We start from the raw sequence: 23,904 nt of genomic DNA on the forward strand, positions 1-23,904 counted from the left end.
GGGGGGGGGCGCCCCCCCCCCGCCCCCCCCACGTCTCGCGCTTCGTGCATCCGGCCGTGGCGGAGGCGTTGCGCCTGCGCGTCCGCCGCGTTCCCTGACCCGACCCTGCAAGGAGGGCGTCATGGCCTGGTCGTGGTTCAAGCCGCTGGTCTACGACAACAGCGTACTCGAGGCGGCCCAGCTGCTGCAGATCTCCGAGTACGACTTCTTCGCCCTCGCCCACTGGCACCAGTTCCGGCGCATTGCCCGGCGCGAGGACCTGGACCGTCTCTTCGGGCTATACATGCGCGATCAGGACTGCACCCCACCGTGGGCGCGGGAACTGGCCCGGGAGATCATCGCCCGGGCCGACGAAGGGACCCTCGACCCACGGGACTACGGGGTGCGGGCCCCGGTCCCCAAGCTCGACGACCTGTTCCGGATGCTGCGCGACGTGTTCATCATCCTGCTGTTCATGACCCTGTTCGCCATCGGCCTGTGGCTGGGGCAGCCGGCGCTCTGAGCACGCTCAGCGCTGGCAGCGGGGGCAGAACCAGGTCCCGCGCTGCGCCACCCGGAGCTGGCGCAGCGCGCTGGCGCAGGACGGGCAGCTGGAGCCGCCGTAGACCGACAGATCGACGGCGAAATACCCCGGCCGCCCCGCGCCGTCGGTGAAGTCGCGCAGGGTGGTGCCACCGGCCGCCAGCGCCGCCTCCAGAACCTCCCGCACGGCCCCGGCCAGGCGCTCGTACCGCACCCGCGCGATGCGCCCGGCGGCGCGATCCGGGCGGATCCCGGCACGAAAGAGCGCCTCGTTGGCGTAGATGTTCCCGACCCCGACCACCACGGTGGCATCCATCAGGAAGGCCTTCACCGCCACCCGGCGCCCCCGGGCGGCGCGGTGCAGATACGCGCCGTCGAACGCCGGCCCCAACGGTTCGGGCCCCAGGCGGGAGAGCAGCCGATGGGCCTCGGGGTCGCCCTCGCCGAGGAGCAGGCAGCCGAAACGCCGCGGGTCGGTCAGCCGCAGGGCGCGGCCGTCGTCGAGCACCAGATCGACGTGGTCATGCCGCCCGGGCGCATCGGTCGCCGCCACCAAGCGCAGGCTCCCGGACATGCCCAGGTGCAGCAGCAGCCAGGGACCGCCCTCGAGCCGGATGAGCAGGTACTTGGCGCGACGCTCCAGGGCCACCACCCGGCACCCGGCCACCGCCACCTCCAGCCCCTCCGGCACGGGATAACGCAGCTGCGGCTGGCGCACCACGACGCGCCGCAGCACCCGGCCGACCAGGTGCTCCTGCAGGCCACGGCGGGTGGTCTCCACCTCGGGCAGCTCAGGCACGCGGCGGCTCCACCCGGATCAAGACGATGACGGCGGGCTGCGCCGGCGCAGGGAAGGGTGCCGATCGGCGTGCTCGGCCCGGGAGAGATGGGCCAGCCAGGCCCACTGGGCGTCCGCCCAGCGCAGCGCCTCAAGGTAGTGGTGATTGACCTGCAGCGGCTCGATACCGCTTCCGGCCAGGCGCTCCCAGTCGCCGCGCTCCTGGGCCAGCACCGCCGCGAGGATGCCGCCGTAAGGGCCTTCAAGCTCGAGCAGAGCCTGACGCACCTCGGTGCTCAGCGGCAACTCGGCACAGATGACCGACAGCGGCGCATCGAGCACCGCATCGAGCCCCGAGAACAGACCGACGGTGAACGCCGCTCCGGGGTCCGAGCCACCGTGGCGGTGCCGGACGAGCTGCTCGCAGGTGCGCGCACGCACCAGTAGGGCCACGATGCGCTCGGAGGGTTGATCGCCGTAGGAGGTCATGGCCAGCAGCACGGCCCAGTTGGCCAGCTGCCGCCGCCCCAGATAGAGCACGGCGGCACGGATGCTGTCGATATCCCGCGTGGGGAACAGCGGCGAGGCCAGGTAACGCAGGATCTTGTACGACAGCGAGACGTCCTGGCCGATGATCCGCTCGATCTCGCGGACATCCAGCTCCGGGCGCTGCAGCGAGGCGATCAGGCGCAGCAATGGCAGGCGGTTGTGCGGCACCGAGCGCCGCGAGAGGGTCGACGGCCGCGACAGGAAGAAGCCCTGGAAGTAATCGAACCCCGCGGCGCGGCAGAGCTCCATAACCTCCTGGCTCTCGATCTTCTCGGCGAGCAGGGCGGGCACCCCCTGGCGCTGCAGAGTCCGAGCGTGGCGGACGATCTCCTGCGGCGCCATACCGAGCACGTCCACCTTGACCATGTCCACGCAGGGCAGCAGGCGCTCCCGCCCCGAGCCGTCGAGCAAATAGTCATCCAGGGCAATGCGGTAGCCCTGCCGTGACAGCCGGCACAGCGCCCCCCTCAGCTCGGCGTCCGGCTCAATGTCCTCCAGGACCTCAAGGACCACCTCGTGCTGCGGGAACGGGACGGGCTGCTGCAGGAGGAATCGACGGGTGAGGTTGAGATACGCCGGCTGCCCGCCGGTGACCGCGCGGAGCCCGATCTCCATGAAGGCGTTGAGGATGACCGTGGCAGTGGCGGCGTCGCCGTCGACAAAACGGGCCGAGTCCTCGCGCCCGCCGCGGTAGAGGAGTTCGTAGCCGCAGACTCGCAGTTCGCGGTCGAACACCGGCTGACGAGCCAGGAAGACCTCCGACATGGCAGGGACTCTCCACGATGCAGCGTTGGGGGGCTGGCTGCAAGGGTCTTCGAGCCAGGCGGACCGGTCAAGCGCGATCGGAACCCCGAAACGACACGGGCCCGGTGCCGAAGGCAGCCGGGCCCGTTCGCCACACGGCGCATGGGGACGCCGTCGGTGTTACTTGAGCTTGGTCTCGCGGTAGGTCACGTGCTTGCGCACCACCGGATCGTACTTCTTCATCTCAAGCTTGTGCGGGGTGTTCCGCTTGTTCTTGTCGGTGGTGTAGAAGTGGCCCGTGCCGGCGCTCGACACCAGCTTGATCTTTTCGCGTGCGCTCTTCCCGGCCATTAGACCCTCTCCCCACGGGCCCGCATGTCGGCGAGCACCGCGTCAATGCCGCGTTTATCGATGATCCGCATGCCCTTGGCGGAGACACGCAGCCGTACCCAGCGATTCTCGCTCTCCACCCAGTAGCGGTGATCGTGCAGGTTGGGCAGAAAACGCCGGCGCGTCTTGTTGTTGGCGTGGGAAACGTTGTTTCCCGTACCCGGACGCTTGCCGGTGACTTGGCAGACCTTGGACATAACTACGCTCCTCAATCCCAGCTCGCCGGCAGCCGCCGGAAAAGGCGGTTTTTATACCAGCATCCGGCGGCCAACGCAAGGAGTGCTTGCCGCGCCCGACCAGACCCCCTACGATTGCCCTGCCCATCGCTCCAGGGATGAGGGGAGGAGATTATAATGACACAAAGCGTGACTGATTCGGCACGCGACAACATGATCCGCCGCCAGATCCGCCCGTGGAACGTGCTCGAGCCGCGGGTGCTGGAGGTGCTGGAGGAGATCCCCCGAGAAGCGTTCGTGCCGGAGCACCTGCGCGGGATGGCGTACAGCGACCTGCAGCTGCCACTGGGCAACGGCGAGGTCATGATGGAGCCCCGCCTGGAGGGGCGGATGCTCCAGGAACTGGACCCGGCCCCGGGCGAGAAGGCGCTGGAGATCGGCACCGGCAGCGGCTACGTCACCGCCTGTCTGGCCCACCTGTGCGGCCACGTAACCAGCGTCGAGCTCCAAGCCGACCTGCACCGGCAGGCGCAGCAGCGGCTCGGGGCCGCCGGGCTGGGCGAGCAGATCGAGCTGGCCCAGGGCGACGCTGCCAGCGGCTGGCACGATGGCCAGCACTACGACGTGATCGCCGTCACTGGCTCCCTGCCGGAGCTCCACGACGGCTTCCACAGCTCGCTGACCATCGGCGGGCGTCTGTTCGTCATCGTCGGCAGCGGCCCGATGATGGAGGCCCTGCGCATCACGCGCACCGGGCCCAACGCCTGGTCCACCCAGAGCGTCTTCGATACCGCGGTACCGCCGCTGCGCGGCCTGACCAAGAGGAACCCATTCAAGCTTTGAGCGACACCGTGACCGCCCCCAAGGGCCGACGCCGCGGGGCCCGGCCCACCCCGAAGGACGACCGCCTGCTGCAGCTGCGCTTCCTCCATCCGCGCTTCTGGGGGGTGTGGCTGCAGCTGGGTCTGCTGCGGGGCGTGGTGGCCCTGCCCCACCGGGCGCGCATGGCCATCGGCGCCGCGATCGGCGAACTCGCCTGGCATCTGGCGGGGGAGCGGCGCCGGCTGGCCCTGCGCAACCTGGAGCTGAGCTTCCCGGAACTCTCCGCCCAGCGCCGGCAGACCATCGCCCGGGAGAACTTCCGGCTGATGGGCATAGGCGTGGTGGAGACGGCCATGGGCTGGTGGCTGCCCATGGAGCGCATCGCCGAGCTCTTCGAGGTCCACGGCCAAGAGCATCTCGAGGCCGCACGCGACAGCGGTCGCGGCGTCCTGCTGCTGACCTGCCACATGCTTGGCCTGGAGCTCAGCGGCGCCCGGGTGCGTCAGATCACGCCGTTCAAGGCCCTTTACCGCGAGGACCGCAACCCGCTGGTGGCCACCCTGATCCGGCGCAATCGGCGCCGCCGCATCGAGGATGTGATCTCCAACCAAGACATGCGCGGCATGATCCGCGCGCTCAAGGGCGGCGACATCATCTGGTACGCGCCGGACGAGAACATCGCCCCGCGGCGCGGCGGCATCTTCGCGCCGTTTTTCGGCATCCAGGCGGCCACCACACCAGCCACCGCGCGACTGGCCGAGCGCACCGACTGCATCGTGCTGCCCTACTACCCGCAGCGGCTGCCGGGTGGGCGCTACCGGCTGGTCTTTGAGCCGCCACTGGAGGCCTTCCCCAGCGGCGACATCCACGCCGACACCGCGCGCATCAACCAACTGATCGAGCGATGGATCCGGCATCAGCCGGAGCAGTACTTCTGGGTACGTAAACGCTTCAAATCCCGACCCGAGGGTGAGCCCCCGCGCTACTGAACCGATGCTCAAACCCGTCTATACCGCCCTGCTCTACGGCCTGTCACCGCTGATCTGGCTGTGGCTGGTGCGCAGCACTCGCCAGCGCGGCGGCGCCCGCATGCGCCGCGAGCGCCGCGGATACTACGGACTGACCGAGGCGGACCAGCCGCTGTGGCTGCACTGCGCCTCGGTGGGCGAGGTGCGCACCGCAGCCCCGCTGGTCCACGCCCTCGCCGCGCGCCGACCCGGGCTGCCACTGCTGGTCACCACGGCCACCGCCACCGGCGCCGAGACCGCTGCCCACGTACTGCCCGCCGCCACCCGCCACGCCTACCTGCCACTGGACTGGCCCGGGGCGGTGCGCCGCTTTCTGGACACCTTCCAGCCGCGCGCGGCGGTGATCCTGGAGACGGAGATCTGGCCGAATCTCTATGCCGCCACCGCACGGCGAAGCATCCCGCTGCTGCTGGCCAACGCCCGGCTCTCCGATCGCACCGTCGAGGGGGCCGCGGTGATCCGGCGGCTGCAGGGCAAGGCCCTAGCCCACGTCGATCTCATCCTGGCCCGCAGCACCCTGGACGCCCGGCGCTTCGCCGGCTTCGGCGTCCCCGCCGAGCGTCTGCACACCCTCGGCAGCCTGAAACTGGCCCCGCCGATCACCCCACCCCCGGAGCCGTTCGCCTTCCGGCGCCCGGCGCTGGTGGCCGCCTCGACCCATGATGATGAGGAGATCCGCATCGCCAATTGCTGGGCCGAGGCGCGCAGGGAGCGGGACGTGCCGCAGCTGCTGGTCATCGTCCCGCGCCACCCAGAGCGCGGGCCGGCGATCCGTCAGTCGCTGCAGCAGGCCGGTTTCCGGGTGGCGCTGCGCTCGGCCGGCGAGGACTGGCAGTGGGCCGACATCTACGTAGCCGACACCCTGGGGGAGCTGGAGGCCTTTATGGCCGGCGCGGAGACGGTGATCATCGGCGGCTCGCTGATCCGCCGCGGCGGGCAGAACCTGGTGGAGCCGGCCCGGCTGGGCAAGCCCATCCTGTTCGGGCCGCACATGAGCAACTTTGCCGAAGAGTCGGAGCGGTTGCTGGCCGCCGGCGGGGCGCAGCGGTTCTTCGATGAGACCGACCTGCGCCACGCCATCGCCGAGCTGGCACAGGATCCCCGGACCCGCCGGGAGATGGGCGAGCAGGCGGCAGCCACGGTGCAGGCGGCGCAGGACACCGCCGGCCTCTACGCCGACGCCATCCTCGCCCACGTTGAGTCGCGCGCCGGAGCGCCGCCGACCGGGGACTAACCCGGCGGTTCGGCGCGGAACGGCGGGCAGCGCTGGGGGCGTAGTACCCCGCGGATACGCGGATAGCAGGGCAGTCCGCGCTCGAACGGCGGATAGTCCTCGCCCTCGATCAGCGGTCGCAGGTAGTCGCGACAGGCGGCGGTGATGCCGTAGCCGTCCGGCGAGATGAACGAGGGCGGCAACCCGCGCTCGATGCTCGCCACCTCCTCGAGCGGTACCCGGTCGATGGACCAGCGATACGGCTGGTCCGATTCACGGCGGATCACCGGCATGAAGCCATGCCGGCCGGCCACCACCCCTTCCACGGCAGCCCGCCCGACGGCGTAGGCCTGCTCGACATCGGTGCGCGAGGCCAGATGCCGGGCCGCCCGCTGAATGTAGTCCACCACCGACCAGTGCAGCTTGTGCCCCGTCTCCTGGCGGATGATCTCGGCGAGCCGCGGCGCCACGCCGCCGAGCTGCGTATAGGCGTAGATGTCATGGCTCTGCGCCACCGAGAACAGGGAGCCATCCGGGTTCTTCAGCCCCTCCGAGGCAACCACCACGCAGTAGCCGTGGGTGCGGATCGCCATCTGCAGCTGGGTCAGGAAGTCGCCCAGATCGAAGGGGCTCTCGGGGAAGAGGATCAGCATTGGCGGCCGGCCGTCATACTCCTGAGCCAGTGCCGCCGCCGCCGCCAACCACCCGGCGTGACGCCCCATCACCTCGAGGATGAAGACCCGGGTCGAGGTGGTGTGGGCCGACTCGACGTCGAGGCTTGCCTCGCGGACCACGGTGGCGATGAACTTCGCCGCCGACCCGAACCCAGGGCTGGTATCCGTCATGCCCAGGTCATTGTCGATGGTCTTGGGCACACCGACGGCGGTGATGGGGTAACCGAGTTCGTCGCCGATGCGCGCGACCTTGTGGGCGGTATCCATGGAGCCGCCACCGCCGTTGTAGAAGAAGTAGCCGATGTCGTGGGCGTGGAAGACCTCCACCAGGCGCTCGTACTGCGCCCGGTCCGCGTGGAGATCGCCGAGGTCGAAGCGGCACGACCCGAACGCGCCACCGGGCGTGTGGCGCAGCGCGGCGAGAGTCAGCGGATCCTCCTCGTCGAGGTCGATGATCTCCTCCTCGAGCACCCCGAGGATCCCGTTGCGGGCCGCATAGCAGGTGCCGAAATGGGCCGGATGGCCGCGCACCGCCTCGATGACGCCCCAGGCGCTGGCGTTGATGACCGCCGAGACGCCGCCGGACTGAGCATATAGTGCGTTCTTTGGCATGCGATCAGACTTGTGTGTTGACGCTTATGGGCTTGCGCACCAATGTACCGGAGGAATGCGCCGAACGCTTGCCGCCGCCGCGCCATCGGCGGCGGATGTCCTCGGTTGATATTAAAGAAGCCATGGAAACCGCACGCCAGGGGAGAAAACCATGCACATCGGTACGACTCTGACCAACTACATCATCGAGACGCAGCGCAACCTGCCGGAGGCCACCGGCGAATTCACCGGCCTGCTCAACGACATCTCCGTCGCCTGCAAGCGCATCGCGGACCTGGTCAACAAGGGCGACCTGGTCGGCATGCTTGGGTCGGCGGACTCGGAGAACGTCCAGGGCGAGACCCAGAAGAAGCTCGACGTGGTCACCAACGAGGTCTTCATCGAGGCCCTGACCCAGAACGGCCACATCGCCGGGCTCGTCTCCGAGGAGATGGACGACATCTACCCCCTGCCCAACCCGTCCCAGCGGGGCCGCTACCTGCTGCTGTGCGATCCGCTCGACGGCTCGTCGAACATCGACGTGAACGTCTCCGTGGGCACGATCTTCTCCATCGTCCGCGCCCCGCAGGGCAGCGAAAAGCCCTCGACCGGGGACTTCCTCCAGCGCGGCACGGAGCAGGTGGCCGCCGGCTACTGCCTCTACGGGCCGTCAACGATCCTGGTGCTCGCGGTCAAGGGCCAGGGCGTGCAGATGTTCACGCTCAACCGCGACTTCGGCGAGTTCATCCTTACCCGCAAGGACGTGCAGATCCCGGAGGACACCAAGGAATTCGCCATCAACGTCTCCAACCAGCGTCACTGGGAGGAACCGGTCCAGCGCTACATCGATGAGTGCCTCCAGGGCAAGGAGGGGCCGCGGGGCAAGGACTTCAACATGCGCTGGGTGGCCTCGATGGTCGCCGAGGTCCACCGCATCCTCTGCCGCGGGGGGGTGTTCATGTACCCGCTCGACGCCAAGATCAAGGCCAAGGGACAAAGCGGCCGCCTGCGCCTGATGTACGAGGCCAATCCCATGAGCCTCATCGTCGAGCAGGCCGGCGGCGCCGCGACCACCGGCCGGCAGCGGATCCTTGAGCTCGATCCGACCGACATCCACGAGCGGGCACCGGTGGTCCTCGGCTCCAAAAACGAGGTGGAGCAGGTTACCAGCTACCACCGGGAGGGCTGACGCGCGCCCGAACCGGACGCCCTGCGCCCCGCCCGGGGGCGCAGGGCGTTCACGCCCAGTCGCGGGGGACCAGATACGCCTCCGTCAGACGGGCCTCCGGGCTCCCGGGTTCTGGCTCAAAGCCGTACTCCCAGCGCACCCGGGGCGGCAGCGACATCAGGATCGATTCGGTCCGCCCCTCCGACTGGATCCCGAACCGGGTCCCGCGATCCTGCAGGAGGTTGAACTCCACGTACCGGCCCCGCCGGTAGAGCTGGAACTCCCGCTCGCGCTCACCGTAGGGATGGTCGCGGCGGGACTCGACGATGGGACCGTAGGCGTCCAGGAACGCCCCACCTACCGCCTGCACGAAGCGGAAGCTCGCCTCGAACCCCCAGTCGTTGAGATCGTCGAAGAACAGCCCGCCGATGCCGCGCTGCTCATCGCGGTGGGGCAGCCGGAAGTACTCGTCGCACCAGCGCTTGAACGTCGGATAGACGGTTTCGCCGAACGGCTCGCAGGCCGCCCGGGCCTGGCGGTGGAAGTGGCGGCAGTCGTCGTCGAAGGGGTAGTACGGGGTCAGATCGAAGCCGCCGCCGAACCACCACTGGGCGCCGCAACCCGGCTCGCCGGCGACGAACAGGCGCAGGTTAGCGTGGGTGGTCGGCACATACGGGTTCCACGGGTGCAGCACCAGCGATACACCCACCGCCTCGTAGGGCTGGCCGGCCAGATCAGCGCGTCGCTCGGTGGCCGTATCGGGCAGCGCATCGCCCCGGACGTGGGAGAAATTCACCCCACCCTGCTCGATCACCCGCCCGCCCTTGAGCACGCGGCTCTCGCCGCCACCGCCTCCGGGGCGCTGCCAGCGGTCGGCGTGGAAGGCACCGCGTCCGTCCCAGCTCTCGATGGCTCTGCAGACCCGCCCCTGCCAGGTCACCAGCCAATCGTGCACACGCTGCAGGCCGTCAGCCGGCATCGCATCCGTCATTCCACGCTCCGTTCCAGGCAGGCGTAGAAGAAACCGTCCATGCCCTGTTCGCCGGGCAGGATCTGGCACCCGGCGCCGGTGCGGCGGCCAACCGCCGGCAACGGCCCCCGCGAGGCGTCGGGCTGCTCGGCCAGGAACCCGGCCACCACCGCTTCGTTCTCTTCGGGAAAGATCGAGCAGGTGGCGTAGACCAGCCGCCCGCCCGGCGCCAGGACCCGCCAAAGGGCGTCGAGCAGCTGGCGCTGCGCCGGGGCCATGCGCGCCGGATCGTCGGCCCGGCGCAGCCATTTGATATCGGGGTGGCGGCGGATCACGCCGCTGCCCGTACACGGAGCGTCGAGGAGGATGCGCTGAAACGGCTCGCCGTCCCACCAGGCATCGGGATTGGCGGCGTCGGCGGCCACGCAGTGGGCCTCGTGGCCGGCGCGGGCGAGGTTGTCGCGCACCTGCCGCAGCCGGCGCACCGAGCGGTCGAGTGCGGTCACCGTCGCCGCCGGGGCGTGTTCGAGCAGGTGCACCGTCTTGCCGCCGGGGGCGGCACAGGCGTCGAGCACGCGATCGCCGGGCTGCGGGTCGAGCAGGGGGGCAGCGAGCTGCGCGGCCTCGTCCTGCACCGATAGCCACCCCTCGGCGAACCCGGGCAGGCGGGCCACAGGTACCGGATCGTCGAGAATCACCGCGGTGGGTGCGACGGCCCCGGGCTGTGCCGCGACCCCGCGCTCGGCCAGCGCTTCCAGGCACGCCGGGCGGGGGATACGGGCGCGGTCCACGCGCAGGGTCATCGGCGGGTGGGCATTGCCGGCCTCGGCCACCGCGGGCCAATCCTCCGGCCAGGCGCCACGCAGGTGCTCGGCCAGCCAGCCCGGGAGTGCGTACCGCGTGGCCTCGTCCGTCGGCAGGGGCGGAGTGGCCTTGTGCAGCTTGCGCAGTATGGCATTCACCATGCCGGCGGCCCGGGCCCGACGCAGCCTGCGCGCCGCGTCGACGGACTCCGAGACCGCCGCGTGGGCCGGTGTGGCAAGCCCCTGGGCCTCCCACGCACCAAGCACCAGCAGAGCGCGCAGCAGCGGATCCCGTCGCCAGTCATCGCGGGGGGTGAGGGTGGCCACCTGGGCCTCCAGCCGGGTCAGCCAGCGCAGCGCCCCGTAGACCAGCGCCTGGAGCAGCGGCCGGTCGCGCTCGGCAACGCGGGTGAACTGCCCCTCAAGGGCCTCGTCCAGGGTCTCGCCGCGCTCCAGAACCCGCTCGAGGACGTGCACCGCGGCCACCCGCGGAGGGGTACTCACTGAACGCGCTCTCCCGGCGCCAGGCGACGCCCGTTGAGGTAATCGGCAGCGCTCTGCTCACGGCCACCGGCTGGCTTAAGCCGCGTGATACACAGCCGCCCCTCGCCGGTGGCGACCTCGATGCCACTGCCACTGGCCGCCGCCACGGTACCGGCCTGATCGTCGGGGCGGCCGGGGCAAGCCCGCGCCGCCAGCACCCGCACCTGCGTCCCCCCCAGATGGATCCGCGCCCCGGGCACCGGCGCCAGTGCGCGCACGCGGCGTTCCAGCTGTTCCGCTGGCTCGGCGGGGTCGAGCCAGCTCTCGGCCTGGGTCAGCTTGGCGGCGTAGGTGGCGCCCTCCTCGGATTGGGGCTCCGGGGTGATGGCTCCGGCCAGGATGTCCGCCAGGTGCGCGACCAGCAGGTCGGCGCCGATCCGGGCCAGTCGATCGTGGAGGGACCCGGCGGTCTCGTCGGCGCTGATGGGAGTCCCCTCGCGGGCGAGCATCGGTCCGGTATCCAGGCCCTCGTCCATCTGCATCAGGGTCACGCCGGTCTGCTCGTCGCCGGCGAGCAGGGCGCGCTGGATGGGCGCCGCCCCCCGCCAGCGCGGCAGCAGCGAGGCGTGGACATTCACGCACCCGCAGCGTGGTGCATCCAGCACGTTGCGCCGCAGGATCTGGCCGTAGGCCACCACCACCATCAGGTCGGGTGCCAGCTCACGGATCCGCGCTGCCTCCTCGTAGCCGAGGCGCTCGGGCTGGTGAACGGTCAGCCCGTGCCGGTCGGCGGCACGCCTGACCGGCGGCGGCGTCAGCCGGCGTCCCCGACCGGCGGGGCGATCAGGCTGGGTGAAAACAGCCACCGGCGGCACGCCGGCCTCGACCAGAGCATCGAGGCCGGGCACCGCGAACTCCGGCGTTCCCGCAAAGATGATCCGTGCCGCCATCAGCCCGCCGCGCTGAACCGCTCACGCTTCTCCATACGCTTGCGCACCCGCTTGCGCTTGAGCTCGGAGAGGTAATCGATGAACAGCCGACCTTCGAGGTGGTCGATCTCGTGCTGCAGGCAGACGGCCAGGGTGCCCTCAGCCTCGTCCTCGACCACCCGGCCATCGCGCTCCAGCGCCCGGTAACGCACCCGCGTTGCCCGCGCAACGTCGTCGTAGTAGCCCGGAATGGACAGGCACCCCTCCTCGCCACTGGCCTCACCGGTGGCCTCGAGGATTTCCGGATTGACCAGCACCCGCGGCTCGTCGCGCTCCTCGGAGACGTCGATCACCACCACCCGCCGGCGGTCCCCCACCTGCGTGGCGGCCAGCCCGATGCCGCGAGCCTCGTACATGGTTTCAAGCATGTCGTCTGCCAGACGGCGGACGGCGTCATCGACCTCCGCGACGGGCTCGGCCCGCTCGCGGAGGCGGGGGTCGGGGTAAACAAGGATATCGAGGAGGGCCATGAGCGATGCTGCGCCTATTGTTGAGTGACGCATCGATTGTAACGCACCGGCGCTCGGAGGGCAGCCACAACCTGGAATGCTTCTACGGCGCATCCGAGAGCCGCTTCCGCAGCAACCCCGCCCTTGCGCCCGCCCGCCGCCGCCGGGCAACGTATCGGTCCCTTGCCAAGGACGGTGAGCAACGACATGGACGACGACACCTACCACGCCCTCGCCCTGGCGCGGGTTCCCGGCGTGGGCCCGCGCACCTGGTCCCGGCTGATGGCGGCCTTCGGCGGGCCGGAGGCGGTCTTCCGGGCCGGGCGCAGCGCCCTGCGCAGTCTGGGTCTCGACGCCACCACGGAGGCCGGTATCCTCGCCCCGGACTGGGCCGCCGCCCGGGCCGATGCCCGCTGGCTGGACGGCCCGGGGGCGCGCCACCTACTGCGCCTGGCGCGGCCGGGCTACCCGGGGCAGCTAGCCGAGATCCCCGACCCGCCACCGCTACTGTTCGTCGCCGGCGACCCGGCGACCCTGCACCACCCTCAGGTGGCCATCGTCGGCAGCCGCCACGCCACCGCCGCCGGGCGCGACCTGGCCCACGACCTGGCCGCAGGCCTGGCACGAGCCGGGGTCGCCACCACCAGTGGCCTGGCCACAGGCATCGATGCCGCTGCCCACCGCGGTGCCCTGGAGGCTGGCGGCACCACGCTGGCGGTCGTCGGCACCGGCCCGGACCGGATCTATCCGGCCCGCCACCGCCGCCTCCACGCCAGGATCCTCGCCTCCGGCGCCGTCCTCGGCGAGCTGCCCCCCGGCTGCGGACCGCTGGCGGCCCACTTCCCGCGGCGCAACCGCATCGTCAGCGGCCTGTCGCTGGGGGTGGTGGTCGTTCAGGCCGGCCGCCACAGCGGCTCGCTGATCACCGCCCGGCTCGCCGCCGAACAGGGCCGCGAGGTCTTCGCCGTACCCGGATCCATCCACGACCCGTTGGCCCGCGGGTGCCATGCGCTTCTGCGGGAGGGTGCCAAGCTGGTAGAATCGGTGGACGATATCCTGGAAGAACTCCCGGGCACGGTCGGCAGCGCCCCCGTGAACGCCCCCTCGGATTCGACCAGTCCAGCCGCGGATCCGGACGAGGCGCGCATCCTCGCGGCCCTCGGCCACGATCCGCTCACCCTCGACACCCTCCAGCAGCGGTCTGGATTGACGCTCGATAGGCTTTCATCCATTCTGCTAACCATGGAGCTGAAAGGCCTGGTGACTGCGATACCCGGGGGCCGGTATCAGCGGCGCGGGCCAGAGGGCTGAAGATGAAGCAGAACGTTTTCGAAGTCCTGATGTACCTGTTCGAGAACTACCTCTACAACGACGAGGAACCCGGCGATCGGGACTCGCTCGAGAGCGAGCTCCACGAGGCCGGCTTCAGCGCGATGGAGATCCGCAAGGCGTTCGAGTGGCTCGACGCCCTGGCCGACTCCCGCGTACTGCCGGCCGCCCCGTCGGGCAAGTCGTCGATCCGGTTGTTCGGCGAGCCCGAGCTGGCGCGCCTGGACACCGAGACGCGCGGGTTCATTCTCTACCTGGAGCAGGTCGGCATTCTCACCGCGGAAAGTCGCGAGCTGGTGCTCGACCGGATCCTGGCGCTGGATGACCACGAGGTGGATCTCGATACGGTCAAATGGGTCATCCTCATGGTCCTGTTCAATCGCCCCGGCGAGGAAGAGGCGTACAACTGGATGGAGAACCTGATGTTCGACGTCCCGACGCACCTCGTCCACTGACGACGGGTGGCCGCCGCGCCCCGGCGCGGCGGCCGGTTCCACGGCCCGGCACCGCCCTTCGGTCGCCACCCGACCGCCCTCCTCTACATACACGAACGGCTCTGCATGGGTAAAAGCCTCGTCATCGTCGAGTCGCCTGCCAAGGCGCGCACGATCAACAAATACCTGGGTTCCGATTACGAGGTCATGGCCTCCTACGGCCACGTGCGTGACCTCGTCCCCAAGGAGGGGGCGGTGGATCCGTCCAGCGGCTTCGCCATGAAGTACGCGCCCATCGACAAGAACCAGAAACACGTCGATGCCATCGCCAAGGCGGCCCGGAAAGCCGATGCCCTCTACCTGGCCACCGACCCGGACCGCGAGGGCGAGGCCATCTCCTGGCACCTGGTGGAGCTGCTCCGCGACAAGGGGATCCTGGACGGCAAGCCGGTCTACCGGGTGGTCTTTCACGAGATCACCAAGGGCGCCATCCAGGAGGCCATGGACCACCCGCGGGACATCTCCGAGGAGCTGGTCAACGCCCAGCAGGCCCGCCGCGCCCTGGACTACCTGGTCGGGTTCAACCTCTCGCCGCTGCTCTGGCGCAAGATCACCAGCGGCCTCTCCGCCGGGCGTGTGCAAAGCCCCGCGCTGCGCATGATCTGCGAGCGTGAGACCGAGATCGAGCAGTTCGAGCCCCAGGAGTACTGGAGCGTCGAGGCGGATGCGGCCAAGGCGCAGCAGCCCTTCGTGGCCAAGCTCTCGCAACTCCACGGCGAGAAGGTTCGCCAGTTCACCATCACCGACGAGGCCCACGCGCAGGAAGTGGACCGCACGCTGCGCGAGGCGGCCCGGGCCCAGGCGGACCCGTCCCGGCTGGGCCCCGTCGGCGATGGCGACACCGAGGTCATCGGGACGCTGCGGGTCGCCTCGGTGGAGCGCAAGCAGCGCCGCCGCAATCCGGCAGCACCGTTCATCACTTCGACCCTGCAGCAGGAGGCATCGCGCAAGCTCGGCTTCACCGCCAGCCGGACCATGCGCATCGCCCAGCAGCTCTACGAGGGCATCGACGTCGGCGAGGGCAGCGCCGTCGGCCTGATCACCTACATGCGGACCGACTCCGTGAACCTCTCCGGCGAGGCGATCACCGAGATGCGCCAGGCGATCACGGATCGCTACGGGGCCGACAGGCTCCCGGACAAGGCGCAGGTCTACAAGACCCGCTCGAAGAATGCCCAGGAGGCCCACGAGGCCATCCGGCCCACGTCGGCGGCACGCCACCCGGACGATGTGCGTGCCTACCTCAACGACGAGCAGCGCAAGCTCTACGACCTCATCTGGAAGCGGGCGGTCGCCTCGCAGATGAAGCACGCCACCATCCACACGGTGGCCGTCGACCTGGCCGCGGACGCCGACGCCCGCCACCTGCTGCGGGCCACCGGCTCCACGGTGGCCGATCCGGGCTTCATGGTCGTCTACCGCGAGGGCAGTGACGACGGCAAGGACGACTCCGGCGAGAAGTTCCTCCCGGAGCTCGAGGAAGGCGAGCAGGTGGAGCTACACGCCATCCGCGCCGAGCAGCACTTCACTGAGCCGCCGCCGCGCTACACCGAGGCGAGCCTGGTGCGCGCCCTGGAGGAGTACGGCATCGGCCGGCCGTCCACCTACGCCTCGATCATCTCCACGCTGCAGAACCGCAACTACGTGGAGATGGACGGCAAGCGCTTCATCCCCACCGACATCGGGCGCACGGTCAACAAGTTCCTCACCGAGCACTTTGACCGTTACGTCGACTACGACTTCACCGCCCGGCTCGAGGACGACCTGGACGCCATCTCCCGCGGCGAGCAGGACTGGGTGCCGGTCCTCGAGGCGTTCTGGGAGCCCTTCCGCGAGCGGGTCGAGGAGAAGAAGAACGTCTCGCGCCAGGAGGCGGTGCAGGCTCGCGAGCTCGGTACCGATCCGAAGACCGGCAAGCCGGTGACCGTGCGCATCGGCCGTTACGGGCCGTTCGCCCAACTCGGCTCCCGGGACGACGATGAGAAGCCGCGCTTTGCCGGCCTGCGCCCCGGCCAGAGCATCGACACGATCACCCTCGATGAGGCCCTGCAGCTGTTCAAACTGCCGCGGGATATGGGCGAGACCGAGGAGGGTGAGGACGTTCAGGTCAGCATCGGCCGCTTCGGACCCTACGTGCGCTACGGCAAGAAGTTCGTCTCCATCCCCAAGGACGAGGACCCGTACACCATCACCAAGGAGCGGGCCCACGAGCTGGTGCGCGAGAAGAAGCAGGCCGACGCCAACCGCATCATCCACGACTTCGGCGACGGGATTCAGATCCTGCGCGGGCGCTACGGCCCCTACATCACCAACGGCGAGAAGAACGCCAAGGTGCCCAAGGACCGCGAGCCGGACTCCCTCACCCACGAGGAGTGCCAGGAGCTGATCGCCAAGGCACCGGCCCGCAAGGGGCGCCGCGGCGGCGCCTCCAAGGGCGGCGGCCGCGGCCGCAGCAAGGCGACTACCTGAGCTCGGCCAGCGGCCAGCGCGGGCGCACGCTGAAGTCGAGGTCGTCGCGGTGGCCGGCCTCGAGCCGGCGTAGACCGGTGTAGGCGATCATCGCGGCATTGTCGGTACACAGCTCCAAGCGCGGGTAGTGGGCGGTGAAACCGTTCGCCTCGCCGGCCTCCGCCAGCCGCTCGCGCAGCCGGGCGTTGGCGCCGACCCCACCCGAGACCACCAGCCGACGCGCCCCCGTCTGCTCAATGGCCCGGCGGCACTTGATCACCAGGGTATCCACCACCGCCTCCTGGAAACCGTGGGCAATGTCCGCCCGCCCCTGGGGGTCGTCCCCGGCAGCCTCGACGGCATGCAGGACGGCGGTCTTCAGCCCGCTGAAGCTGAAATCGAGCCCCGGGCGGTCGGTCATCGGCCGCGGCAGGCGCACCGCGCCCGGGGTCCCTTCGGCGGCCAGGCGGGCGATGGACGGCCCCCCGGGATAGGGCAGGCCGAGCAGCCGCGCCGTCTTGTCAAAGGCCTCGCCGGCGGCGTCGTCCACCGACTCCCCGAGGACCCGGTAACGACCGAAGTCGGCCACCTGGACCAGCATGGTATGCCCCCCGGAGACCAACAGCGCGACCAGCGGCATGGCCGGCGGATCCGGCTCGAGCAGCGGCGCCAGCAGATGGCCCTCCATGTGGTGGACACCGATCGCCGGCAGCCCCCGGGCCCAGGCGAAGGTACGCGCGTAGGCGGCACCGACCATCAGCGCCCCGGGCAGGCCGGGACCGCGGGTCCAGGCGACGCCGCCCAGGTCCTGCGGCTCCAGCCCGGCGTCGCGCAACACACCGCTGACCAGCCCCGGGAGCTTGCGCACATGATCCCGCGAGGCCAGCTCCGGGACCACGCCGCCGTAGGCGGCGTGATCGGCCACCTGGCTGTGCACGGCGTGGGCCAGCAGCCCCTCGCGGCGGCAGTGGACCGCCGCGGCGGTCTCGTCACAGGAACTCTCGATACCTAATACACGCACCCGGGCAGTCTCCGATCCAGGGGATTGGTAAGCGTCGGCTCAGCAGCTCAGCGCCTCAGGAAGGCCCCGTTGCGACCGTCGCGGATGGGCGTCGGGCGCTCCAGCTCACCCAGACGACCGGGCACGAGGGCATCGATCCGCGTGCCGAAGTAACGGCGCACCTGGGAGGCGCTGCGCGCCGGCCGCCCCGCCGAGGGGTTGGCGCTGGTCGAGACCAGCGCCCCACCGAAGGCGCGGCACAGCTCGGCCGCCACCGGATGGGCGGTCACCCGCACGGCCAGGGTATCGCGCCCGCCGCTGACCCAGCCCGGTGCCTGCGCCGAGGCGGGCAACACCCAGGTCATCGGCCCCGGCCAGCTGGCGTGGATCGCCTCGGCCCAGGCTTGGGGCAACGGTGCCAGGAACGGCTCCAGCTGCTCCACCCCGGCGGCGATGAGGATGAGGCCCTGGCGCTCGGGCCGGCCCTTGAGGGTCAGCAGCCGGGCCACGGCCTCGCGCCGGCGCGGATCGCAACCCAGCCCCCAGACCGCCTCCGTGGGATAGGCCACCACCCCGCCGTCGCGCAGCATCGCAGCCGCGTGCCGGATCCGATAGGCGCTGGCCCCGGTCGGGCGCCGGCTCATGAATCCGAGGAACCGATGCGGTTTTCCTCCCCGGCGGCCAGGCGGACGATGTTCTCCCGATGGCGCCAGACGATGGCCACCGTGAGGATGGCGGTGGCCGCGGTGAGCACCGGCGAGGCCGACAGCCAGAGCATGTAGATCGGCGCCATGGCGAAGGCCACCACCGCCGCCAGCGACGAGTAGCGGAAGGCGCCGGCCACCGCCAGCCAGGTGACGGCGGTTGCCAGCAGCGCCAGCGGCGACCAGGCCAGGATCACGCCCAGCCCCGTGGCCACGCCCTTGCCACCCTGGAAGCGGAAATAGACCGGGAAGAGGTGGCCGAAGAAGGCCGCCAGGCCCGTTGCACTGGCCACCACCGGATCCTCGGTGGCCAGCCAGGCGAGCAGGACCGGGAAGGTGCCCTTGAACCAGTCACCGACCAGGGTGATGCCGGCCGGCCCCTTGCCGGCCAGGCGCAGGACGTTGGTCGCCCCGGGGTTGCCGGAACCGCCCTGGCGCGGATCGCCCAGGTTCATGACCCGGCAGACGACGATGGCCGAGGAGACCGAACCGATGAGATAACCGATGATGACGAGGATGACATCGAGCATGGCGCAAGTCTCTGTTGATCCTTCAGGCGTTGCAAGGGTCAGGCGGCGCGGCCGCCCCCCACCGTATACCGGAAACGCCGCGCCGACGATACGGCTTGTCACGCGGCGCATTGCCCCTGACACTCTCGGCCATGAGCCGATACGACCCCGACGACCTGGACCCGGCGGCCCGGGAGGCCAGCCGCCGCCTGTGTGAGCGCCTGCGCGCGGCCATGAACGAGTCCGGCGGCGCAATGCCCTTCGAGGCGTTCATGGACCGGGCCCTCTACGAACCGGGCCTCGGCTACTACCGCGGCGGTGCCGCGCGTTTCGGCGCCGGCGGCGACTTCGCCACCGCCCCGGAACTCAGCGCGCTGTTCTCCCGCACCCTGGCCCGGCAGGCCGCGGAAATCCTCGACCACCTGGGTGGCGGCGACGTCATCGAGCTCGGCCCCGGCACCGGACGGCTGGCCGCCGACGCGCTGGCCGAGCTCGAGCAGCTCGATCGCCTGCCCCGGCGCTGGCGCATGCTCGAGGTCAGCGCCGCCCTGCGCCAGGAACAGGAGCAGGCCCTGGCCTGCCGCGTCCCCCACCTGCTCGGGCGCGTCGAGTGGCTCGAGCGCCTCCCCGCCGATCCCCAACCGGCGGTGTGGATCGCCAACGAGGTCCTCGACGCCCTGCCGGTGCGCCGCTTCGTCAAGCGCGGCGACGGGGTCCGCGAATTGGGGGTGCGCCCCACCGGCGACGGCTTCACCTGGACCGAGTTGCCCGCCGACGACGGACTGCAGCAGGCCGTCGCCGGCATCGAGGCGCGCCTGGATGCGCCCCTGCCCGAGGGCTATGTCTCAGAGGTCTGCACCCGGCTCACGCCGTTCCTGCGGGGACTGGCGGACGCCCTGCCGCAGGGGGTGATGCTCTGGCTCGACTACGGTTACCCGCGCCGCGAGTACTACCTGAGCGAGCGCCACCGCGGCACCCTGCTCTGCCACTTCCGCCACCGCGCCCACGACGACCCGTTCTTCCTGCCGGGGCTGCAGGATATCACCGCTTTCGTCGACTTCACCGCCGTGGCCGATGCGGCCCTGGCCGGCGGCCTGGAGGTCCTCGGCTATACCCCCCAGGGGCCGTTCCTCATGGCAGCGGGCCTGGACCAACTCGCCGAGACAGAACTCGCCGGTGCCGATGCCGCCGGCCAGCTGGCGATCAGCAACCAGGTCCAGCGCCTGACCCACCCCGGCGACATGGGCGAGCGCTTCAAGGTGCTCGCCCTCGGCCGCGGCTACCAGGGCCCGCTGAGCGGGTTCACCCTGGCCGACCGGCGCGGCACGCTCTAGTCCCCCGCGGGGCCGGTGTGTACGCCACCCCGTCCCGGGCGGGGCACGCCGGCCACTGCCCTGCAGCGCGCCTCGCGCACGGCCTCGCCCACCTGCGGCCCACGCAGCCCCTGATCGACAAAGGCGCGCGCCGACACCCCACGACACGCCTCGAAGGCGGCGCGCAGGAAATCACCGGCAGGCCACGTCGCGCCCTCCCGCCCGGGGCGTCCACGCGCATCCGCCCGACAGGCGTCGAGGAACGGCTCCAGTCGCTCCGGGCGACGGAACAGATCCAGGCCCTCGAAGAGCTCCACCACGGTGCCCGGACGGAGCTCCAGGGCCCGGTGGGCGTGCAGGTGCCAGCGAGTGACCAGGATGGCGAGATCACGGCATGCCCGGGGGGCCTTCAGGCGTTCGCTGGCCTGCCGTGCCGCGGGTACCCCCGCCTCCTCATGCCCCGGGTGGTGGGGCAGCGCCTCCGCCGGGGTGAGGGCCTTGCCCACATCGTGGAGCAGCACGGCGAACCGTGCCTCCAGCGGCGCGCCGAGGGCCGCGGCGGCGTCCAGCGCCAGCAGGGTGTGGAGACCGGCATCCTCCTCCGGGTGGTAGGCGGTCGGCTGCGGCACGCCGAACAGCGCGTCCACCTCAGGCAGGACCCGGGCCAGCGCGCCGGCCTCGCGCAGGACCTCGATCATGCGCCGCGGCGCGGGCTCCATCAGGCCCCGAGCCAGCTCCTGCCACACCCGCTCCGGGACCAGGGCGTCAACCTCGCCAGCATCGACCATGCGCTGGCACAAGGCCATGGTGTCTTCGGCGACGACGAAACCCGCATCGGCGAAACGCGCCGCGAAACGCGCCAGGCGCAGGATGCGCACCGGGTCCTCGGCAAAGGCTTCGGTGACATGGCGCAGGCGCCGGGCCTCCAGATCCGCCCGGCCACCGAAGGGGTCGATCAGGTTGCCCGCGTCATCCTCGGCCATGGCGTTGATGGTCAGATCGCGCCGGGCCAGGTCCTGCTCCAGGGTCACATCCGGTGCCGCGTGGAACTCGAAGCCGTGGTAGCCGACCGCCGTCTTGCGCTCGGTGCGCGCCAGCGCATACTCCTCACCGGTCTGCGGGTGAAGGAAGACCGGGAACTCCTTGCCCACGGGCCGGTAGCCGGCAGCCTCCATGGCCGCCGGGGTGCTCCCCACGACCACCCAGTCGACTTCCTCCACCGGTCGCCCGAGCAACCGGTCACGGACCGCACCACCGACGCGATAGCATTCCACGGGCTAGCGGCCGGCCTCGCGCCGGGCCTGCTGGTACTGCGCCTGGCGCCCGGCCGTGCCCAGATAGGTCGGGGCGATGGCCTCGAGCGCATTCGCCTGGATGCCCAGTGCCGCCAGGCCATCCTCGGCGCAGCAGTTGGGGGTGGCACTGATGCGGTACTGATCCAGGGTATAAGGCCGGCCGGGCAGCAGACCCAGCCCCCGGGCGCTGAGCCGGGAGAGGCTGTCGGGCAGGCCGATGACCCGGCGGCGCAGGCCGCGCAGCTCGGCCACGTACTCGACCAGCTCGCGCAGGGTGTAGATCCGCGGTCCACAGAGCTCGTAGCCGCGCCCGGCGGTCCTCGGGTCCTCCATGGCGTTGATCGCCGCCTGGGCCACATCCCCGGCGAAAACCGGCTGGAAGCGGGCATCCGGCGTGGGCAGGAGAAAGAGCCCCGGGGCGAAGCGCAGCAGCCGGGCGAAGCGATTGAGGAGCCGGTCGCCACCGCCGAAGATCACCGACGGGCGCAGCACCGTGGCACCGATCTGGTCCGCGTCGGCGGCCAGCACCAGCTGCTCGCCCTCGCCCTTGGTGCGCTGGAACAGGCTCGCCGCGTCCGGGTGCGCACCCAGCGCGCTCAGGTGCACATAGCGCGGGACGCTGGCCCGGCGCGCGGCGGAGAGCACCCGCCGCGTCAGGTCCACGTGGACCTCGCGGTAGGCGTCCTCCCGCGGCCCACTGCGCCCGGTGTGCACGCCGGCCAGGTTGATCACCGCGTGGCAACCGCTGAAGTGGCGCACCAGCTGCCGCTCGTCGTGGACGTCGGCCTCGATCAGTCGCAGCCCGGGGAAGGGCAGCAGGTCGCGGCCACGGTAGTAGCGGCGGGTCAGCGCCCGTATCGCGTACCCCCGCCCGGCGAGCCGGTTGGCCACGTGCATCCCGACGAAACCGGTGCCGCCGACGATACAGACGGTCTTCGCGTCCATGAACGGTCTCCTGAAGAACCGAATAACGATCGCTACGGTGCGATACCGTGGCCTTTTATGCGCAACTTTTCAACGACGCCGGGCCACCCCTTGCACCGCGGGCTGATCCCGCCGACACTCGGCCGGTGCTCGAATTGCTGATCTACCTCGGTGCCGGCTGCCTGGCCGGCTTGACGGCCGGACTGTTCGGGGTCGGCGGCGGGATCGTGGTGGTGCCGGTCCTGCTGCTGGTCTTCGCCATGCTCGGCTTCGACCCGGCGGTGGCCACCCACTTGGCCATCGGCACCTCGCTGGCAACGGTGGTGGTGACCTCCGTAGGCTCGGCGCGCAGCCACTACCGACTCGGCGCCGTGGACCTGCCCCTGTTCCTGCGCCTGGGCACCGGCATGGCCGCCGGGGCCATCCTCGGCACGGTGCTGGCCGCCTACCTGGACGGGGCGGCCCTGCAGCGCCTGTTCGGGATCTTCCTGCTGCTGGTTTCGCTCTACATGCTCAGCGGCTGGCAGCCGCCGCGGCGCGGCGGTGGCGGGGGCAGCGGCGTGCTCGGCGGGGTCGGGGGCGGCATCGGCACGCTGTCGGCGATGGTGGGGGTCAGCGGCGGTACGGTCACCGTGCCGTACCTACTCTGGCGGGGCGTCCCCATGCACCGGGCGGTGGGCACTGCGTCGGCCACCGCCCTGCCCCTGGGGCTGACCGGAGCGCTCGGCTATGTGCTCGTCGGCTGGGGGCAGCCGCAGCTGCCTGCCGGCGCCACCGGGTACATCTACTGGCCGGCGTTCGCCGGGATCGTCGCCGCCAGCCTGCTCGCCTCCTCGGCTGCGGCCCGGCTGGCGCATCGCGTCCCGGCACGGCGGCTGCGCCAGGTCTTCGCCGGCGTGCTGCTGGTCATCGCCCTGCGCCTGCTGCTCACCTAAGCTAGAACTGGACCCGGACGCCCAGGTGGATATTGTTGTCCAGGTTCTGGTTGCTGTCGCTGGACATGTGCAGGCGCAGGTAGCGGTAGCCGAGGTAGGCGCTCGCCCGCGGCGTGAAATCGAGCTTGTAGCGCACCGAGCCCTCGAAGACGCGCTTGGCGCGGCCAAAGGCGGTGATGTTCGGCGCCACATGGCCGCGGATGACCAGCGCCTGGGGCACTTGGGCCGGTATGCTCAATCGCGCGGAACCGCCCAGAGCCAAGGCGCCGACGGTGCGTTCGGGCTCGTCGGCGTAGATGATGTAACCCTTGGCCCCGGCCCCGAACTGAAGCGGGCTGAACCCCTCGGCCGGCGGCCCGGTGACGTGGACGATGCCGCTGAGGGCGACATCCCCGTCGTCGTTGAAGAACAGGCTGCCGCCCAGATCGGCATCCTCGACGTACATCTCCTCGGTGGGCGGGAAGTAGAACCCGACCTCCGCGGCGTCGTCGTGAAGATTGATGTCCAGCTCCCGCGCCATCGGGGCTGTCGCCCAAAGTGCCAGGGCCGCCACCGCCGCGATCCGCTTGATCATGCTCGTCTCCCCGCTGAGGTCTGCCCGCCT

General features: G+C 70.7%; 25 protein-coding genes. 10 read left to right on the forward strand and 15 right to left on the reverse strand.

The features are described from left to right. Nucleotides 1-121: 121 nt before the first annotated feature. Nucleotides 122-502, forward strand: a complete 381-nt coding sequence (locus LRA98_RS10865) for a hypothetical protein (RefSeq protein WP_238633287.1) — start codon at nt 122-124, stop codon at nt 500-502. Nucleotides 503-508: 6 nt separating this feature from the next. Here the strand turns inward: LRA98_RS10865 and mutM are convergent, their stop codons facing one another. The 4 genes from mutM to rpmB form a co-directional block, all read right to left on the reverse strand. Then, entirely contained in the window at nt 509-1,321 is an 813-nt protein-coding gene (gene mutM / locus LRA98_RS10870) for a bifunctional DNA-formamidopyrimidine glycosylase/DNA-(apurinic or apyrimidinic site) lyase (protein WP_238633288.1), read from the reverse strand. An 18-nt stretch (nt 1,322-1,339) separates the two neighbouring features. After that, complete coding sequence (locus tag LRA98_RS10875) at nt 1,340-2,614, reverse strand: EAL and HDOD domain-containing protein (RefSeq protein WP_238633289.1); 1,275 nt, start codon at nt 2,612-2,614, stop codon at nt 1,340-1,342. A gap of 159 nt (nt 2,615-2,773) precedes the next feature. After that, entirely contained in the window at nt 2,774-2,944 is a 171-nt protein-coding gene (rpmG, locus tag LRA98_RS10880) for a 50S ribosomal protein L33 (RefSeq protein WP_011815098.1), read from the reverse strand. Next, nucleotides 2,944-3,180, reverse strand: a complete 237-nt coding sequence (gene rpmB / locus LRA98_RS10885; RefSeq protein ID WP_201173302.1) for a 50S ribosomal protein L28 — start codon at nt 3,178-3,180, stop codon at nt 2,944-2,946. The genes rpmG and rpmB overlap by 1 nt, the downstream gene beginning before the upstream one ends. A gap of 156 nt (nt 3,181-3,336) precedes the next feature. On the opposite strand from rpmB, the gene LRA98_RS10890 reads away from it, so the two are divergent. The 3 genes from LRA98_RS10890 to LRA98_RS10900 are packed head-to-tail and all read left to right on the forward strand — an operon-like array spanning nt 3,337 to nt 6,243. Further along, nucleotides 3,337-4,002, forward strand: a complete 666-nt coding sequence (locus tag LRA98_RS10890; protein WP_201173305.1) for a protein-L-isoaspartate O-methyltransferase family protein — start codon at nt 3,337-3,339, stop codon at nt 4,000-4,002. Next, complete coding sequence (lpxL, locus tag LRA98_RS10895; protein WP_201173309.1) at nt 3,999-4,970, forward strand: LpxL/LpxP family Kdo(2)-lipid IV(A) lauroyl/palmitoleoyl acyltransferase; 972 nt, start codon at nt 3,999-4,001, stop codon at nt 4,968-4,970. The genes LRA98_RS10890 and lpxL overlap by 4 nt, the downstream gene beginning before the upstream one ends. Nucleotides 4,971-4,974: 4 nt before the next feature. Further along, nucleotides 4,975-6,243: a 3-deoxy-D-manno-octulosonic acid transferase gene (locus tag LRA98_RS10900; RefSeq protein ID WP_201241829.1), complete on the forward strand. Its 1,269-nt coding sequence runs from the start codon at nt 4,975-4,977 to the stop codon at nt 6,241-6,243. Here the strand turns inward: LRA98_RS10900 and LRA98_RS10905 are convergent. Further along, entirely contained in the window at nt 6,240-7,508 is a 1,269-nt protein-coding gene (locus LRA98_RS10905) for a 6-phosphofructokinase (protein ID WP_201173325.1), read from the reverse strand. The two genes, LRA98_RS10900 and LRA98_RS10905, sit on opposite strands and share 4 nt — an antisense overlap. Nucleotides 7,509-7,659: 151 nt before the next feature. Here LRA98_RS10905 and LRA98_RS10910 point away from each other — a divergent pair, with 151 nt between their 5' ends. Then, on the forward strand, nt 7,660-8,676 hold the full coding sequence (locus LRA98_RS10910; RefSeq protein ID WP_201173327.1) for a class 1 fructose-bisphosphatase: 1,017 nt from the start codon (nt 7,660-7,662) through the stop codon (nt 8,674-8,676). Nucleotides 8,677-8,725: 49 nt separating this feature from the next. Here the strand turns inward: LRA98_RS10910 and hemF are convergent, their stop codons facing one another. The 4 genes from hemF to def are packed head-to-tail and all read right to left on the reverse strand — an operon-like array spanning nt 8,726 to nt 12,370. Beyond that, a complete protein-coding gene (gene hemF, locus LRA98_RS10915) occupies nt 8,726-9,646 on the reverse strand; it encodes an oxygen-dependent coproporphyrinogen oxidase (RefSeq protein WP_238633290.1) in 921 nt (306 codons plus the stop codon). Next, a complete protein-coding gene (gene rsmB / locus LRA98_RS10920; RefSeq protein WP_238633291.1) occupies nt 9,643-10,932 on the reverse strand; it encodes a 16S rRNA (cytosine(967)-C(5))-methyltransferase RsmB in 1,290 nt (429 codons plus the stop codon). The genes hemF and rsmB overlap by 4 nt, the downstream gene beginning before the upstream one ends. Then, entirely contained in the window at nt 10,929-11,861 is a 933-nt protein-coding gene (gene fmt / locus LRA98_RS10925; protein ID WP_238633292.1) for a methionyl-tRNA formyltransferase, read from the reverse strand. The genes rsmB and fmt overlap by 4 nt, the downstream gene beginning before the upstream one ends. Beyond that, nucleotides 11,861-12,370 carry a peptide deformylase gene (gene def, locus LRA98_RS10930; protein WP_201173335.1) on the reverse strand — a complete coding sequence of 170 codons (510 nt, stop codon included), beginning with the start codon at nt 12,368-12,370 and terminating at the stop codon, nt 11,861-11,863. The genes fmt and def overlap by 1 nt, the downstream gene beginning before the upstream one ends. Nucleotides 12,371-12,544: 174 nt before the next feature. Here def and dprA point away from each other — a divergent pair, with 174 nt between their 5' ends. The 3 genes from dprA (at nt 12,545) to LRA98_RS10945 (ending at nt 16,641) form a co-directional block, all read left to right on the forward strand. Continuing rightward, on the forward strand, nt 12,545-13,660 hold the full coding sequence (gene dprA / locus LRA98_RS10935; protein WP_370641510.1) for a DNA-processing protein DprA: 1,116 nt from the start codon (nt 12,545-12,547) through the stop codon (nt 13,658-13,660). Between the two features lie 2 nt (nt 13,661-13,662). Then, nucleotides 13,663-14,133 (forward strand): DUF494 family protein, encoded by a 471-nt coding sequence (locus LRA98_RS10940; protein WP_011815110.1) that lies wholly within the window; start codon nt 13,663-13,665, stop codon nt 14,131-14,133. 105 nt (nt 14,134-14,238) lie between these two features. After that, entirely contained in the window at nt 14,239-16,641 is a 2,403-nt protein-coding gene (locus tag LRA98_RS10945; protein WP_238633293.1) for a DNA topoisomerase I, read from the forward strand. Here LRA98_RS10945 and tsaD read toward each other — a convergent pair. The 3 genes from tsaD to plsY are packed head-to-tail and all read right to left on the reverse strand — an operon-like array spanning nt 16,634 to nt 18,854. After that, on the reverse strand, nt 16,634-17,641 hold the full coding sequence (gene tsaD / locus LRA98_RS10950; protein ID WP_238633294.1) for a tRNA (adenosine(37)-N6)-threonylcarbamoyltransferase complex transferase subunit TsaD: 1,008 nt from the start codon (nt 17,639-17,641) through the stop codon (nt 16,634-16,636). The two genes, LRA98_RS10945 and tsaD, sit on opposite strands and share 8 nt — an antisense overlap. Before the next feature lie 47 nt (nt 17,642-17,688). Beyond that, nucleotides 17,689-18,264 carry an L-threonylcarbamoyladenylate synthase gene (locus LRA98_RS10955; protein ID WP_238633295.1) on the reverse strand — a complete coding sequence of 192 codons (576 nt, stop codon included), beginning with the start codon at nt 18,262-18,264 and terminating at the stop codon, nt 17,689-17,691. After that, a complete protein-coding gene (plsY, locus tag LRA98_RS10960) occupies nt 18,261-18,854 on the reverse strand; it encodes a glycerol-3-phosphate 1-O-acyltransferase PlsY (RefSeq protein ID WP_238633296.1) in 594 nt (197 codons plus the stop codon). Before plsY ends, LRA98_RS10955 begins: the two co-directional genes overlap by 4 nt. 131 nt (nt 18,855-18,985) lie before the next feature. On the opposite strand from plsY, the gene LRA98_RS10965 reads away from it, so the two are divergent. Then, on the forward strand, nt 18,986-20,167 hold the full coding sequence (locus LRA98_RS10965) for a class I SAM-dependent methyltransferase (protein ID WP_238633297.1): 1,182 nt from the start codon (nt 18,986-18,988) through the stop codon (nt 20,165-20,167). Here the strand turns inward: LRA98_RS10965 and LRA98_RS10970 are convergent. Both LRA98_RS10970 and LRA98_RS10975 read right to left on the reverse strand, forming a co-directional pair. Then, complete coding sequence (locus tag LRA98_RS10970; RefSeq protein WP_238633298.1) at nt 20,164-21,420, reverse strand: multifunctional CCA addition/repair protein; 1,257 nt, start codon at nt 21,418-21,420, stop codon at nt 20,164-20,166. The two genes, LRA98_RS10965 and LRA98_RS10970, sit on opposite strands and share 4 nt — an antisense overlap. A 3-nt stretch (nt 21,421-21,423) precedes the next feature. Continuing rightward, complete coding sequence (locus LRA98_RS10975) at nt 21,424-22,386, reverse strand: complex I NDUFA9 subunit family protein (RefSeq protein ID WP_238633299.1); 963 nt, start codon at nt 22,384-22,386, stop codon at nt 21,424-21,426. 47 nt (nt 22,387-22,433) lie between these two features. Between LRA98_RS10975 and LRA98_RS10980 the strand changes: the two genes are divergently transcribed. Continuing rightward, the gene (locus LRA98_RS10980; protein WP_238633300.1) at nt 22,434-23,300 is read left to right on the forward strand and encodes a sulfite exporter TauE/SafE family protein; all 867 of its coding nucleotides are present in this window, start codon (nt 22,434-22,436) and stop codon (nt 23,298-23,300) included. A 1-nt stretch (nt 23,301) separates the two neighbouring features. On the opposite strand, the gene LRA98_RS10985 is transcribed toward LRA98_RS10980, so the two are convergent. After that, a complete protein-coding gene (locus LRA98_RS10985) occupies nt 23,302-23,874 on the reverse strand; it encodes a YfaZ family outer membrane protein (RefSeq protein WP_238633301.1) in 573 nt (190 codons plus the stop codon). Nucleotides 23,875-23,904 lie beyond the last annotated feature (30 nt).

Source organism: Halorhodospira sp. M38, from assembly GCF_022227985.1.
GTDB lineage: Bacteria > Pseudomonadota > Gammaproteobacteria > Nitrococcales > Halorhodospiraceae > Halorhodospira > Halorhodospira halophila_A.